Annotated in this window: 12 protein-coding genes and 2 pseudogenes; 3 read left to right on the top strand and 11 right to left on the bottom strand. The window is 74.7% G+C overall.

Features of this window, described 5'->3' with window-relative positions; all coding sequences use genetic code 11:
* Positions 1-322: 322 nt before the first annotated feature.
* Positions 323-982 carry a response regulator transcription factor gene (locus ACFVXG_RS10475; RefSeq protein ID WP_350506572.1) on the top strand — a complete coding sequence of 220 codons (660 nt, stop codon included), beginning with the start codon at positions 323-325 and terminating at the stop codon, positions 980-982.
* 65 nt (positions 983-1,047) lie between these two features.
* Positions 1,048-2,148 (top strand): phosphotransferase enzyme family protein, encoded by a 1,101-nt coding sequence (locus ACFVXG_RS10470; protein WP_387926189.1) that lies wholly within the window; start codon positions 1,048-1,050, stop codon positions 2,146-2,148.
* Positions 2,149-2,152: 4 nt separating this feature from the next.
* Here the strand turns inward: ACFVXG_RS10470 and ACFVXG_RS10465 are convergent, their stop codons facing one another.
* The 11 genes and pseudogenes from ACFVXG_RS10465 to ACFVXG_RS10415 all read right to left on the bottom strand — a co-directional run bounded on the left by ACFVXG_RS10465 (position 2,153) and on the right by ACFVXG_RS10415 (position 13,585).
* Positions 2,153-3,892 carry a protein kinase gene (locus ACFVXG_RS10465; protein ID WP_387926187.1) on the bottom strand — a complete coding sequence of 580 codons (1,740 nt, stop codon included), beginning with the start codon at positions 3,890-3,892 and terminating at the stop codon, positions 2,153-2,155.
* Between the two features lie 113 nt (positions 3,893-4,005).
* On the bottom strand, positions 4,006-5,436 hold the full coding sequence (locus tag ACFVXG_RS10460; RefSeq protein WP_387926185.1) for a protein kinase: 1,431 nt from the start codon (positions 5,434-5,436) through the stop codon (positions 4,006-4,008).
* Between the two features lie 276 nt (positions 5,437-5,712).
* A complete protein-coding gene (locus ACFVXG_RS10455) occupies positions 5,713-6,327 on the bottom strand; it encodes a bacterial proteasome activator family protein (protein WP_387926183.1) in 615 nt (204 codons plus the stop codon).
* 290 nt (positions 6,328-6,617) lie between these two features.
* Positions 6,618-7,343 (bottom strand): hypothetical protein, encoded by a 726-nt coding sequence (locus tag ACFVXG_RS10450; protein WP_387926181.1) that lies wholly within the window; start codon positions 7,341-7,343, stop codon positions 6,618-6,620.
* 166 nt (positions 7,344-7,509) lie between these two features.
* Positions 7,510-8,487 (bottom strand): NAD(P)H-quinone oxidoreductase, encoded by a 978-nt coding sequence (locus ACFVXG_RS10445; RefSeq protein WP_387926179.1) that lies wholly within the window; start codon positions 8,485-8,487, stop codon positions 7,510-7,512.
* A gap of 36 nt (positions 8,488-8,523) precedes the next feature.
* Positions 8,524-9,582 carry a potassium channel family protein gene (locus ACFVXG_RS10440; protein ID WP_387926177.1) on the bottom strand — a complete coding sequence of 353 codons (1,059 nt, stop codon included), beginning with the start codon at positions 9,580-9,582 and terminating at the stop codon, positions 8,524-8,526.
* A gap of 34 nt (positions 9,583-9,616) precedes the next feature.
* Entirely contained in the window at positions 9,617-10,843 is a 1,227-nt protein-coding gene (locus tag ACFVXG_RS10435) for a molybdopterin molybdotransferase MoeA (RefSeq protein WP_387926175.1), read from the bottom strand.
* A pseudogene (locus tag ACFVXG_RS10430) lies at positions 10,840-11,121 on the bottom strand (DUF6457 domain-containing protein); the annotation flags it as partial. The gene ACFVXG_RS10435 and the pseudogene ACFVXG_RS10430, both read right to left, overlap by 4 nt.
* A gap of 141 nt (positions 11,122-11,262) precedes the next feature.
* Positions 11,263-11,835, bottom strand: a pseudogene (locus ACFVXG_RS10425) (molybdenum cofactor guanylyltransferase); the annotation flags it as partial.
* A gap of 17 nt (positions 11,836-11,852) precedes the next feature.
* The gene (locus ACFVXG_RS10420) at positions 11,853-12,827 is read right to left on the bottom strand and encodes an MBL fold metallo-hydrolase (protein WP_387926173.1); all 975 of its coding nucleotides are present in this window, start codon (positions 12,825-12,827) and stop codon (positions 11,853-11,855) included.
* 110 nt (positions 12,828-12,937) lie between these two features.
* Complete coding sequence (locus ACFVXG_RS10415; protein WP_387926171.1) at positions 12,938-13,585, bottom strand: FMN-dependent NADH-azoreductase; 648 nt, start codon at positions 13,583-13,585, stop codon at positions 12,938-12,940.
* A 106-nt stretch (positions 13,586-13,691) separates the two neighbouring features.
* On the opposite strand from ACFVXG_RS10415, the gene ACFVXG_RS10410 reads away from it, so the two are divergent.
* A complete protein-coding gene (locus ACFVXG_RS10410) occupies positions 13,692-14,102 on the top strand; it encodes a winged helix-turn-helix transcriptional regulator (RefSeq protein ID WP_387926169.1) in 411 nt (136 codons plus the stop codon).
* Positions 14,103-14,123: the final 21 nt, after the last annotated feature.

Here is a 14,123-nt window from a genome sequence, read left to right as displayed (position 1 = left end):
TGATCCTGTTCCGACGGCGTCCCTCACGAGAACGTTACCCAGCGTCCGCCCTCGGCGCGCTTGCGCTAGGACGTCCTACTTGTTCAGGGTCTACAACCCCGAGGGTGCTACGTCCGGCTCGCCGTCGGAAGGGTGGGGGTGACGGTCGGCGTGACGCAGCTCTCAATTCGAGCGCCTTCAGGACACCAGCGCACGTTATCCGGGCGGACGCCCGTACGTAAGGGGGTTCTCGGTATCGGTTTCGGTCGGGTGTGGCTGGATCCCGTCTTTACGACGCTGAGGACGATAGGCCTTTTGTACGGTGGTATGGGAGGCTTTGGGCGTGACTGATAACGGACAAATCAGGGTGTTCCTGCTCGATGACCACGAGGTCGTCCGACGGGGCGTGCACGATCTGCTGTCGGTCGAGGACGACATCGAGATCGTCGGCGAGGCCGGCACGGCCGCCGAGGCGCTCACCCGGATCCCCGCGGTCCACCCCGACGTCGCGGTGCTCGACGTCCGGCTGCCGGACGGCAACGGCGTCGAGGTCTGCCGCGAGATCCGGTCCCGGCTGCCGGAGATCAAGTGCCTGATGCTGACCTCGTTCTCGGACGACGAGGCGCTGTTCGACTCGATCATGGCGGGCGCCTCCGGCTACGTCCTGAAGGCGATCCGCGGCACCGACCTGATCACCGCCGTCCGGGACGTCGCGGCCGGCCGCTCCCTGCTCGACCCGGTCGCCACCAGCCGGGTGCTCGCCCGGCTGCGCGACGGCGGCGAGAAGGAGGACGAGCGGCTGGCCCAACTCACCAAGCAGGAGCGGCGGATCCTCGATCTGATCGGCGAGGGGATGACCAACCGTCAGATCGGCAACGAGTTGCACCTGGCCGAGAAGACGGTGAAGAACTACGTCTCCAGTCTGCTCGCCAAGATGGGCATGGAGCGACGCACCCAGGCGGCGGCGTACGTGGCGCGGCACCAGGCCGACCACCAGTACTGACCGTACGGCTGCACAGTCCTGACGGTTTGTCAAGGGCCCCCACCAGGGGGCCATAACCTCTGCACGTGACTTTCAGCCAGACCCTCGCCTGCGCCCCGGCCCGCCCCGACCTCTCCGCACCGCCGATAGGGACCCTCAGTCCACCCGTCCCGCGCAGCGCACTCGCCGAGGTCCTGGCCCGCTTCCGGGTGGGGCGGCTGCTCACCGCCGAGCCGGTCGCCGAAGGCCTGCTCAACCGGGGTTACCGGGTCGGCACCGAAGCCGGCGCGTACTTCCTGAAGTGCTACGTCGACGCCGCCACCGCCAACCGTCCGAAGATCCTCGCCCACCACCGCGCCATGACCGACCTGCACGCCCTCGGCCTGCCCGTGGCACCCCCGCTGAGCTGCTCCGACCGCGGCGGGACGGTGGCCGGCCTGAACGGCCGCCTGTTCGCCCTGTTCCCCTGGACCGATGGCCGACACCGGCACGGTACGGAGCTCGATCCGTCGCAGTGCGACGCCCTCGGCGCGCTGCTCGGCCGACTGCACGGCGCGCTCGACGACGTCTGCGCCCCCCTCGACCAGCCAGACGGCTACCGCAGCGCCGACCCCCTCGACAGCGCCGAACTGGCCCGCGACCTGCGGCACCGCGCCCGTGAGCACCGCCCCAACGGCGACCTGGACGCGCTCGTCGTCCAACGGCTCGACGAACGGCTGGAACTGCTCGCCGAGCACGCCCACCGCCGCCCCGACCCGCTGGCCGCCCCGCCCACCGGCTGGACCCACGGCGACTTCCACGGCCTCAACCTGATCCACGCCGGGGGCCCCGACGGCGAGCGGGTCGCCGCCGTGCTCGACTGGGACAAGCTCGGCCCGCAGCCGCGCGCCGAGGAGGCCGTCCGGGCCGCCACCCTGCTGTTCAACGACCGCACCACCGGCACCCTGGACCTGGTCCGGGTCCGCCGCTACTCCCAGGCCTACCGGGCCACCGGCGCCGCCACCGCCGAGCACCTGGCCGCCGCCGTCCACCGGGTCTGGTGGGAGCGGCTGAACGACTTCTGGATGCTGCAGTGGCGCTACCAGCGGGCCGACCACCGGGCCGACCCGCTCTACCCCGCCTCGGCGGGCCAGCTGGCGTGGTGGTGCCAGGAGTACGAGCAGGTCCTGGACGCCTTCGCCAACTGATCCGTCAGTTGCCGCCGCCGGCGGGCAGCGTGGCCCCGCCGATGCCCCCGCCGCCGCTGCCGCCGGTCGGCTTCGTCGTCGGGCCCGGCGGCTTCGGGGTGGTCGAGCTGCCACCGTCACCGGGCGGCGCCGACGCCGAGGAGCTGGCCCCGCCGGTCGAGGTCGCGGTGGCGGACGACGTGTGGCTCGGCGTCGTGGTCGGCGATGCCGTGTGCCTGCCCGTACTCGGCGACGGCGACATGTTGTTGTCCCCACCGCCCCCGCCGATCCCACCGCCGCCGGTACCGGTCGGCGGCAGCGTCGGCCGCCGGCTGCCGGAGGTCGACGGCGGCTGGGTCAGCTGACCGTTCTGGTTCGGCGTGGTCGGCTCGACGGTGCTGACCGCCGGCTCGGGCGTGGTGGGCACGACGGGCGTCTTCACGTCAGTGCCGCTCAGCGCGAAGGCGATCCCCGCCCCGGCCGCGACCAGCACGGCGATCCCGCCGGCCACCCAGCCCCAGGGGCCGCGCCGGCGGCCGCCGTGGTCATCGTGGTGGTCGTCGTCGCCGCCACCGCCGTACCCGCCGCCGCCCTGGTACGGGGAGGGGCTGTGCGGGCCGCCCGTGGGGTACGGCAGCATCGAGGTCTGGTCGCCGGCGCCGACCGCGCCGAAGGCCTGGGTGGCCGCCGCCTGGTCCGGCCGGAGCACCTGGGTGGCCCCGGTGTCGCCGGGCATCCCGGTGCCCGCGCCGACCCAGCCGGCCCCGGCCGCGCCGTGCATCTCGCGCAGCGCGTGCTGCAGGTGGGCGCGGAACTCGTCGGCGTCCTGGAAGCGGTCGTCCGGGTTCTTGGCGAGCGAGCGCAGCACCAGCGGGTCCAGGCCGACCGGCACCCGGCTGTTGGCCTGCGAGGGCGGCACCGGCGGGTCCTGGACGTGCTGGTAGACCACCGAGAGCGGGGTGTCGCCGGTGAACGGCGGGCGCAGCGTGAGCAGTTCGAAGAGCATGCAGCCGGCCGCGTACAGGTCGGACCGGTGGTCGACGGCCTTGCCGAGCGCCTGCTCGGGCGACAGGTACTGCGGGGTGCCCATGACCATGCCGGTCTGGGTCATCGTGGTGGCCCCGCCGGTCAGCGCCCGGGCGATGCCGAAGTCCATCACCTTGACCGCGCCGGCGTTGGTGATGATCACGTTGGCGGGCTTGATGTCGCGGTGCACGATGCCGTTGCGGTGGCTGTAGGCCAGCGCCTCCAGCACCCCGGCGATGATGATCAGCGCCTGGTCGACCGGCGGCGGCGCCTCGTCCGCCAGCAGCTCGCGGACCGTCCGGCCCTCGACCAGCTCCATCACGATGTACGGCGTGGACTCGTCCCCGACGTACTCCTCGCCGGTGTCGTAGACCGAGACGATCGAGTGGTGGTTGAGGGCCGCGACGGCGTGTGCCTCGCGGGTGAAGCGCACCCGGGCGATGTCGTCCTGCGCCAGCTCGCCGCGCAGCAGCTTGACCGCGACGGTACGGCCCAGCCGCACGTCCTCGGCGGCGAACACCTCGGCCATGCCGCCGCGGCCGAGCCGGTGGGTCAGCCGGTAGCGGCCGTCGCCGACCGTGCCCATCGGCACCCCGCGGCCGGGCGTCTGCGGGCCGCCGAACGGCGGCAGCGCGGAGGTCGCGGCTTCGCTGCCCGGCTCGGGGATCCTCGGCGTGCCGCCGGTCCGTCCGTCCGCTCGGGCACCCGACTCGTCGTCCGGCTGCTGCGTCTGTGCCATCGCTCCTCGCCCCGGGCGTTCGCTCGGATTCGCGGTGCCCTGTCGCTTACGTGTCCCCGAACGCTACCGCTTCCGACGCGCACCCGTGACACGCGCGAAGCGGCGGGAAACGGTCAGAGCAGACCGCCCCGGTCGGCCTGCGGGTCCACCACCACGACCGCGGCCGGGCGCTCGGAGTGGAACTTGCCGTTGGTGTTGTCCTTCGCCTTGTTGACCACGATCGCGATGATGATGCCCGCCAGCACCAGCACGCCGACGATGATCGCGATCACCACGAAGGCCGTGGAGCAGCCGCCGCCGCTGGGCTTCGGCTGCTGGTACGGCGGCATCGGCTGCGGGCCCGGGGTGTGCATCGGCCGCTGCCCCCCTTGCTGGAGGAACTGCGGTGGCGGCGTGTGCGGGGCCTGCGGGCGCGGGGTCTGGTAGGCCGGCGGCGGGGTCTGGTACGCGGGCGGCGGGGTCCGGTACTGCTGCTGGGGCGGCGGGGTCTGGTACTGCTGCTGCGCCTGGTAGGCCGGCGGCGGGGTCTGGTACTGCGGCTGCTGCTGCTGCGGGAACGGCTGCGGGGTCTGCGGCGCCTGCGGGGTCGCGTGCACCGAGCGCGGACCCTCCTTGATCACCAGCGGGGAGCTGGCCTGCAGCGCGTGCCCGGCGCCGCCGCCCTTCAGCTCGGCGATCAGCCGCTCCGCCTCGTCGCGCATCGCGGCCGCGCTCTGGAACCGGTGCGCCGGGTCCTTGCGCAGCGCCTGCGCCACGAAGGCGTCCACCGCCGGGGTGATCGACCGATTGAGGCTGGAGGCCGCCGGCGGCTCCTCCTGGACGTGCTTGTAGGCGATCGAGAAGGCCGAGTCGCCGTCGAAGACCAGCTGGCCGGTGAGCATCTCGAAGAGCATCACGCCGACCGAGTACAGGTCGGAGCGGGCGTCCACCGGCTTGCCGAGCGCCTGCTCGGGCGACAGGTACTGCGGGGTGCCGACCACCATGCCGGTCTGGGTCATCGACGTGACGCCGGACTCCAGCGCCCGGGCGATGCCGAAGTCCATGACCTTGACGTTGCCCTTGCGGTCGAACATGACGTTGCCGGGCTTGATGTCGCGGTGCACCAGGGCCATGTCGTGCGAGGCCTCCAGCGCGTTCAGCACGCCGACGATGACCCGCAGGGCCTCGTCGGTCGGCATCGCGCCGTACTGGGCGACCGCCTCGTTGATCGCCTCGCGCAGGCCCTTGCCGTCGATCAGCTGCATGACGATGTACGGCGTGCTGGAGCCGTCGGGGGCGACGTCCTCGCCGCTGTCGTACACCGTGACGATGTTCGGGTGCTCCAGCCGGGCCACCGCCTGGGCCTCGCGGCGGAACCGCTCCTTGAACGAGTCGTCCCGGCCCAGCTCGCTGTGCATGCTCTTCAGCGCGACCTGCCGGTCCAGCACGCTGTCGTACGCGAGGTGCACGGAAGCCATGCCGCCCTCGCCCAGCAGCCGCTGCAGCACATAGCGGCCGTTGCCCAGGGAGAAGCCCTCGGCCGCCGCGTTGCCGTGCTCGCTCATGGTCCTCTGCTCCCCCTCGGCGCGGTGGTCCTGCCGCAACCGGTGACGTTCGGTCTCGTCCGTGCGTGGTGGGCCCGGCCCGCTGGCCCGGCGAACCCTGTCGCGGCGGCTCCACCGGCCAGCGACAGGGGTCAGGGTATCGGCTCCCGCCGACGGTGATCGGCCCAGGGCCGATCCTGCCCCCGGACCGTCGGCGCCGACTCCCGGCGCCCCGGCCCGGGGCGGATCGTCGTGGTACGTCCGGCCCAGGGCCGGGTCCGGCGGGGCCTGCCGGGCCTACAGGTACGGGCCGGAGCGGATGCCGCGGCCCTGGCCCGGCTCCTCCTCGTCCGGCTCGCCGCCGTTCAGACCCGGCGGCAGCGCGCGCCGCATCTGCTCCAGCTGCGCCCGCGCGGCCATCTGCTGGGCGAACAGGGCGGTCTGGATGCCGTGGAAGAGGCCCTCCAGCCACCCCACCAGCTGGGCCTGGGCGATCCGCAGCTCGGCCTCGGTCGGGATGGTGTCGTCGGTGAACGGCAGCGAGAGCCGCTCCAGCTCGGCAACCAACTCCGGGGCCAGCCCGAGCTCCAGCTCCTTGATCGAGCTGGCGTGGATGTTCTTCAACCGGACCCGGCTGGCCTCGTCGAGGGGCGCGGCCCGGACTTCCTCCAGCAGCTGCTTGATCATGCTGCCGATGCGCATGACCTTGGCGGGCTGCTCGACCATCTCGGTCACCGGCAGCTCACGCGGCACGTCCGCGTCCTCGTCCCCCTCGATCGGCGCTCCGGCGAACCCCTGGCCCACCGGCAGTCCGTCCGGTCCGACGATCAGCACCTTCTGACCGTCCTGCGACTGCCCGCCGACGGCCCGGAAGGGCTCCTGCGACGAGCGCTCGTTCATCGGATTCGTCATGAACAACATTCTCTCTCACTGGGGTTGGTCGGGCGGAAGCCCCCGTGCGTCCCGCCGGCCTGCGCCAACCGTGACGACGGTACGCCCCCGCGGCCCGCCCGGGAATCCGTACGGGTACTCAGTTCCCGCCCCGACCCGACCGTCCGCCCCCGCCGGGCCACCGGCTCCCCCGCCACCCCGGTCGCACACAGCACCTCCCCCGGCACCCCGCGAAACCCACCCGTCGCACCGGGCACGTCCCCCGCGAACCCGCACCGAATCTCCACGCCGCCGAGCCCGGGCCCGCCGTCTCAACCCTTCCGCAGCCGCAGACCCACCAGCCCCACACCGCAGCCGATCAACCCCAGGCCCACGCCCAGCGGCAGCTGGAGCGTGGAGGGGTCCTGCCAGCGGGCGGGGAGGAGCGCGGGAACGGCCGCGGCCGCCACGGGCTGGGCGGCCGTCGTGACGGTGTCCTCGTCGCCGGCGGGGGCCGGGGTGTCCGCGGCCGGGTCCGGCTGGTCGGCCGTGACGTCCTGGTCCGGGGCCTGCGCCGGCGCCTGGTCGACGGCCTGGTCCGGGGCCTGTTCGGAAGCCTGGTCCGGCACCTGGTCGGGGGCCTGTTCCACGGCCGTGTCCGGCCGCTCCAGTGCCGCGGCCGGCCGGTGGCGGTGCGCCCGGAGTCCGGCGAGGTCCGGGTGTGACCGCTCGGGCACCGCGTGCTGCGGCGGCGCCGCGTTCGGCCAGGGCCCGCCGGCCTGGTCGGACTGGTCGGCCTGGTCCGCCTGCTCCTCGTCGGCCCCCGGCCCCGGCGCGTCCGCCTGGGCGTCCGCCGGCGCCGAGGCGCCCGGGGCGGGGGCCGCGACCGCGACGGTCGCGGCGGCCAGCGGGAGCGTCAGCCCGAGCACGGCCGCCGCGAACAGCCGCCGGGCCCGACCGGTCGGACGGGCTCGGCGGACCCGGCGGACGCAGCGGTCACGCCGGTGGTGGAGCGCGGCGGGCAGCGGCCCGAGGACGGCGTACGGGGGTGCGGCCACGGTCGGAGTCCTTCCGACGGCCGAACGCGCCCGGGGCGGGTTCGGCGGCGGGACAGCTCCGCACCAGCCTCACACAGTCCGGCAATCCCGGCATTTCGGACACCAGGGCGCGCCGAACACCGCCGGACACCGCTGCGACACCGCTGCGACACCGCTGCGGCCCGGCTCAGACCGTCAGCACGACCTTCCCGAACTGCTCCCCCGCCTCCAGCACCCGGTGCGCGTCGGCGACCGAGGTCAACGGCAGCACCCGGTCCACCACCGGCTTCACCACCCCGGACTCGACCAGCGGCCACACGTGCTCCCGCACCGCCGCCACGATCGCCGCCTTCTCGGCCAGCGGCCGCCCGCGCAGGTTGGTGGCGATCACCGCCGCCCGCTTGCGCAGCAGCGCGTTGAGGTCGAGCTCGCCCTTCACCCCGCCCTGCAGCCCGATGATCACCAGTCGGCCGTTGACGGCCAGCGCCTCCACGTTCCGCTGGAGGTACTTGGCGCCCATGATGTCCAGGATCACGTCCGCCCCGGCCCCGTCGGTGGCCTCCCGGAGCACCTCGACGAAGTCCTGCTCGCGGTAGTCGATCGCGATGTCCGCACCCAGCTCGGTGCACCGGGCCAGCTTCGCCGCGCTGCCCGCCGTCACCGCGACCCGGGCGCCGACCGCCTTGGCCAGCTGGATCGCCATCGTCCCGATCCCGCTGGCGCCGCCGTGCAGCAGCACCGTCTCGCCCGGCCGCAGGTGCGCGGTGAGGAAGACGTTGGACCACACCGTGCAGGCCACCTCCGGCAGCGCCGCGGCCTGCTCGGGGCTCAGCCCCTTCGGCAGCGGCAGCAGCTGCCCGCTCGGCACCGCGACCCGCTGGGCGTAGCCGCCGCCGGCCAGCAGCGCGCACACCTCGTCGCCGACGGCCCAGCCGGCCACGCCCGGGCCGAGGGCGACGATCCGCCCGGCGCACTCCAGCCCGGGGTAGGGCGAGGCGCCGGGCGGCGGGTTGTAGAAGCCCTGCCGCTGGAGCAGGTCGGCGCGGTTGACGGCGGTGGCCGCCACCTCGACCAGGACCTCGCCCTCGCCGGGCACCGGGTCGGGGACCTCGGCCCACACCAGTGCCTCGGGGCCGCCGGGTACGGGAATCGTCATCGCATGCATGCCCCGAACCTACTGCGCGTCACGCCGGTCCGGGGCTCAGGCCCCGCCCCGCGCGGCCGACTTGATGACGATCACCCGGTCGGTGAGCTGCAGCACGGCGGCCTCCGGCTCGGTGTAGTTGAGCACCCGCCGGCCCCGCACCACCGCGACCACCAGTTCCTCGCACTCGCGCGGGCTGTGCCCCGCCTCGGCCCGGGTGACCGGGCGCTCGACCACGTCCAGCCCGTTCCCGTACGTCAGCAGGTCCTCCATCACCGCCCCGGCGTGCGGGCTGAGCATCGACAGCCCGAGCAGCCGCCCGGCCGAACTGGAGCTGGTGACCACGACGTCGGCGCCGCTCTGCCGCAGCAGCGGTGCGTTCTCGTCCTCCCGCACGGCCGCGACCACGGTGGCGCCCTTGTTCAGCTGCCGGACCGTCAGGGTGATCAGCACCGCCGTGTCGTCCCGCTCCGGGGCGACGACGATCCGGGCCGCGGCGGGGACGGCGGCCCGCACCAGGGTGTCGGTCCGGGTCGCGTCGCCGACCACCCCGACCAGGCCGTGCTGCGAGGCGTGCTCGATCACCTTGCGCTGCGGGTCGACGACGACGATCTCCTCCGCCTTCACCCCCTGCCCGAGCAGGGTGTCGACGGCGCTGCGCCCCTTCGTCCCGAACCCGATGACGACGGTGTGCTCGCGCACGGTGGACCTCCAGCGGTTCAACCGCCATTGCAGGCGGGTCCGTTCGGTGAGCACCTCCAGCGTGGTGCCGACCAGGATGATCAGGAACACCACGCGCAGCGGGGTGATCACGAGGATGTTGGCGAGCCGGGCGCCGTCGCTGTACGGGGTGATGTCGCCGTAGCCGGTGGTGGAGAGCGTCACGGTGGCGTAGTACGCCGCGTCCAGGAAGCTGAGTTCGCCGCCCGCGTTGTCGTGGTAGCCGGCCCGGTCGAGGTAGACGATCACCGAGGTGGCGACCAGCACGGCCAGCGCGAGCAGCAGCCGCGAGCCGACCTGCCGGACGGCGGGCGCGCTCCGCCGGGCGGGCAGCACGATCCCGGCGTCCGCCCACGGCTCCGTCCCCGGCGCCGAGATGCGCCTGAGCCGACTCATCCGCCCACCCCTCGGACGTACTCCCGCTGCCCGCTCACGGTGCCCCCACCAGCTCGACGGCCTCCCCCGCACCCGCCCCGCCGGGCGGCACGACGGCCAGCGCCTCGGCCCGGGCGAGGCCGCGCAGCATCGCGGGCCCGTCGAAGGCGAGCGGCGCCACGCCCGCGGCGGTGCGCCGCACCGGCTGCAGCCGGGTGTCCAGCGGGTGCCCGGGCAGCGGGACGGCCGCCACGGCGAGCGCGGGGGCGGTGGCGGCCCGGCCGCCGCGGGCGTGCAGCAGCGGCAGGGCGAGGGTGACCATGCCGGCGACGGCGGCCAGCGGGTTGCCCGGCAGGCCCACCAGGTGGCGCCCGCCGGGGAGTTCGGCCAGCAGCATGGGGTGTCCGGGCCGGACGGCCACGCCGTCCACCAGCAGTCGGGCGCCGGCCTCGGCGAGCGCCCGGTGCAGGAAGTCCACCGGGCCGGCGGCCGTCCCGCCGGTGGTGACCACGATGTCGGCGGTGGAGTGCCGCAGGGCGTCCCGCAGCAGCCCGAAGTCGTCGCGGACGCACCGGACTTCGGTCACCTCGGCGCCGGCCGCCCGCAGCCAGGGCGGCAGCAGCGGGCCGAGCGCGTCCCGGACCAGTCCCGGGCCGGGGATCCCGGTGTCGAGCAACTCGTCGCCGAGCACCAGCAGTTGGACCACCGGTCGGCGGCGCACGGCGAGCCGGTCGTGGCCGCAGGCGGCGGCCAGGCCGAGCACCGCGGGGCCGACCACCGTCCCGGCGGGCAGCAACTCCTCGCCCCGGCGGCACTCCTGGCCGCGTGGGCGGACGTCCTGGCCGGTGGTCAGCTGCTGCGGACCGCGGTCGCGCAGCAGCGTGCCCTCCGCCCGACCGTGCTCGCGGCGCAGTACGGCGGTGGCGCCGGGCGGCAGTTGGGCACCGGTGGCGATCTCCACGGCGTTGCCGTCGGCCAGCGGCGCCACCTCGGTGCGACCGGCCAGCACCCGGCCGGTGACCCGCCAGGGCCCCGGTCCGGCGACCGCCCAGCCGTCCATCGCGGAGGTGTCGAAGGCGGGCAGGTCGGTGAGCGCGCCGAGCGGTTCGGCGAGGACGTGGCCGAGCGTCTCGGCCAGCGGCAGCCCGACCACCGGCAGCGGCCGCAGCCCGGCCCGGCGCGCGGCCTCCCGGGCGCGCGACCAGCTCAGCACGCCTGGTCCGGGAGCGGGGGCGGGGGCGGGAACGGCGGCGGCCACTGCGGTCCGTCCGGCCTCGCTCACGGCTCCCCCGGGCCGTCGGCCGGCTTCCACCGCTCGGCGAGCGCCGTGGTCCGCCGGGCCGCCTCGGCGACGGCCGCCGACCCGCCGCCCTGCTGCGCGGCCGCGTAGCCGATCAGGAAGGCGGTCAGCGGCGCGGCGGGCCGGGCCACTCCGTGCGCGACCACCCGGGCCATGTCGAGCAGTCCCCGGACGTCCACGTCCAGGTCGATGCCCAGGTCGGCCTTGACCTCGGCGATCCAGTCTTCCAGCGTGCGCTCCATGCGCCCATGCTGCCCGATCAGCGGTTTCCCCGGGGTGTTCGCCCCGTGTGCGGCGCGCGTCGTTTCCCGCACGCCCCGGGGCCGGGGCCGGTGAGCCCCGCTCAGGAGTCCGGGTGAGCCGCGCTCAGGAGTCCGGACGGGGCCGGCTCAGGACCTCTCCCGTTCCCGGGCCTGCTCCAGGTCCTCCCAGGTGTCGCAGTCGTACGCGACGTTGTCCGTGTCGGCGACGCGCAGCCCGGCCAGCCCGCCGACCAGGCGGCGCAGCGGCTGCCCGGCCGGGTCGCCGAGCCCGGCGAGCGCGGCGCGCAGCGGGGCGGTGCGGTAGGCGGCGGCGAGCGGCTGGTCGCGGCCGCCCGCGTCGACCAGCACGGCGGCTCCGGTGTCCCGGTCGGCCCGGTCGAGGGCGGTGACCAGCCGGTCCACCGTGCGGCGGTCCAGGAAGGGCAGGTCGGCGGCGAGCAGCAGCACGGTGTCCGCGGTGACCAGCTCGAGCCCGGCCGCGACGGCGGCGACCGGCCCGCCGCCGGGCGGCTGTTCCCTGGTCCAGCGGACGCCCTCGCGCGCGGTGGGGCGGGCGGGGCCGACCACCACGGTGGTCCGGGCGCCGGCGCAGGCGGCGAGCACCCGGTCCAGCAGGGTGGTCTCGCCGACGGTCAGGCCGGGCTTGTCGACGCCGCCCAGCCTCCGGGCCGCACCGCCCGCCGGAACGATCACGTCGTACGGCGTCGTCATGCGGCCAGTATCCCGCCCTATCCGTCCGCCCGGTCGGGCTCGTCCGCCTCGTCCCCGGCCTCGGCGTCCGTACCGGCCTCGGCGGCGGCGGGCTCGGCGGCCCGGGCGGTGTTGGCGGCCGCGCCCAGGTCCAGGAAGGACGGCAGGGTCAGCTCCCCGTACCGCTCGTTCATCGCCGTGACCAGCGCCTCCGGGTCGTCCGGGTGCTCGGCCAGCAGCCGGTCGAAGTCCCGCAGGTACTCCCCGGTGAAGGCGAGCACCCGGGCCGCGTCGTCGCCCTGCTCGGGGGCGCGGTGCCCGGCGATCACCCGGTCCACGCCGAGGTCGGCGATCCGGCCGAGGTTGTGGCCCCAGGTGGTGCGCTGGGCCGGGGTGGTGTCGGCGGTCCACACGTGGGTGCCGTTGCAGGCGAAGTCCCCGGCGATCACGGTCCGGATGCTCGGCACGTGGACGACCGTGGACTCCCCGCAGTCGGCCTGGCCGAGCAGCAGCACCGGGATGACCTGGCGGTCGAGCATCAGCGGCTGCGGCAGCAGCGGGGCGGGGACCAGCGGGTGGTCCGGGATGTCGTCGCCGTAGACCGGCTTCCACTGGGCGACCTTCGCCGCGACGGTGCGCCGGATGCCCTCGACCACCGCCGGGGCGGCCAGCAGCTGGGCGTCCGGGAAGAGCCGGAGCACCTCCTCGGCCCCGAAGTAGTGGTCCGGGTGCTGGTGGGTGACCAGGATGGCGAGCAGCCGGCGGCCCTTGCCGGCGACCCATTCGGCCAGTTCGCGCCCGGCGCTGCGGGTGAGCTGGGCGTCCACCAGGATCGCGGTCCGCTCGCCGAGGATCAGCGTGGAGGTGGTGAAGAAGGCCGATTCGGGCCCGGTGAAGACGGCGACCTCCAGCGGCGGGGCGGGCCGTTCGGCGTCACCGGGGGCCCCGGCCGCGACGGGCTCGGCGTCCACCCGTTCCGCGTCGGCGCTCTCCTCGGGCGGGGACGTCGTCACGGGCTGCTCCCTCTGGTCGGCGGTCGGACTTCCTGCGCCCTACAGCATGGGAGCACCGGCCGCCGATTGCGCGGAAGGCGCGCCCGGCGGGGCGCGCCTTCAGACGCACGTCACACCGCGGCCCGGGCGGCGAGCTCCTTGCCCCGGGCGGCGGCCAGCTCCAGGGCCTTGGCCTTGGACTCGGCGGCGACCGGGACGAACTCGGCCAGCGCCGGGACGGCGGCCGCGAGGGTGAACTCCGGGACGATGAAGTCGACCTCCAGCCCGAGTCCGCCGGCCAGCACCTTCTCCAGGTAGGTGGTGACGAACTCGAACGGCTCGCGCGGGGCGCCGGGCGCGTAGGAGCCGCCGCGGGAGGCGACCACGGTGACCGGGGTGCCCTTGGCGGAGGGGTTCTCGCCGGCCGTGCGGCCCATCAGGATCACGTGGTCCAGCCAGGCCTTGAGGGTGGACGGGATCGTGAAGTTGTACATCGGGGCGCCGATCACCACCGCGTCGGCGGTCTCCAGCTCCACCATCAGCTTCTCGCGCAGCGCGAAGGCGGCGGCCTGCTCGGCGGTGCGCGCCTCGGCCGGGACGAATCCGGCGGTGTGGCCCGTGGCGTCCAGGTGCGGGATCGGGTCGACGGCGAGGTCGTGGTGGATCACCGTGCCACCGGGGTGCTCGGCCTCCCAGGCGGCCCGGAAGGCGGCCGTGACCTCACGGGAGACGGAGCCCTCGGTGAAGGCCGAGGAGTCGATGTGCAGGAGCGTGGGCATGGCTGACCTCCAGAGTATTAGTAGCTGCCGTTTCCTCCGCAGCTGCAAGTACGGTAGCAGCTTACTTTTCTGCAGTCACTAGTGCCGAGTCGAGTACGCTGGATCCATGGCCGAGCACGAGGTAGTGACCGACGCAGTCCCGACCGAGGTCGACGCGTGCACCGCCCCTGCGGTCCGCGGCGGCTGCCGCAGCGTCGACCTGGCCCTCAACCGGGTGTTCACCCTGCTCGGCAAGCGCTGGACCGGCATGCTGCTGGGCGTGCTCAACAACGGCGGCCCGGCCTACTTCTCCGAGCTGCGCCGTGCCGTCCCGGGCATCAGCGAGCGGATGCTCTCCGACCGGCTGACCGAACTGACCGAGGCCGGGCTGGTCGTCCGCGAGGTCGACCCGGGCCCCCCGCTGCGGGTCAGCTACCGGCTCACCGAGGGCGGCGTCGCCCTGAAGCCGGCCCTCACCGAACTGGCCGTCTGGGCCGACCGCTACCTGCCGGAGAGCGCCCTCAAGGGCGGCTGCTGACCGGCCGCACCCCGGCCCGCC

The organism is Kitasatospora sp. NPDC058162 (assembly GCF_042884005.1).
Lineage (GTDB): Bacteria > Actinomycetota > Actinomycetes > Streptomycetales > Streptomycetaceae > Kitasatospora.
Note: the sequence above shows the minus strand (reverse complement) of the source record. Positions and strands in the feature narration are given on the sequence as shown.

What these genes read in the sequence shown, in the direction of transcription:
- ACFVXG_RS10410 (WP_387926169.1), top strand. Translation starts at nt 13,692, where the DNA reads ATGGCCGAGCACGAGGTAGTGACCGACGCAGTCCCGACCGAGGTCGAC.
- ACFVXG_RS10440 (WP_387926177.1), bottom strand. Translation starts at nt 9,582, where the DNA reads ATGAGTCGGCTCAGGCGCATCTCGGCGCCGGGGACGGAGCCGTGGGCG.
- ACFVXG_RS10465 (WP_387926187.1), bottom strand. Translation starts at nt 3,892, where the DNA reads ATGGCACAGACGCAGCAGCCGGACGACGAGTCGGGTGCCCGAGCGGAC.
- ACFVXG_RS10415 (WP_387926171.1), bottom strand. Translation starts at nt 13,585, where the DNA reads ATGCCCACGCTCCTGCACATCGACTCCTCGGCCTTCACCGAGGGCTCC.
- ACFVXG_RS10460 (WP_387926185.1), bottom strand. Translation starts at nt 5,436, where the DNA reads ATGAGCGAGCACGGCAACGCGGCGGCCGAGGGCTTCTCCCTGGGCAAC.
- ACFVXG_RS10445 (WP_387926179.1), bottom strand. Translation starts at nt 8,487, where the DNA reads ATGCATGCGATGACGATTCCCGTACCCGGCGGCCCCGAGGCACTGGTG.
- ACFVXG_RS10455 (WP_387926183.1), bottom strand. Translation starts at nt 6,327, where the DNA reads ATGACGAATCCGATGAACGAGCGCTCGTCGCAGGAGCCCTTCCGGGCC.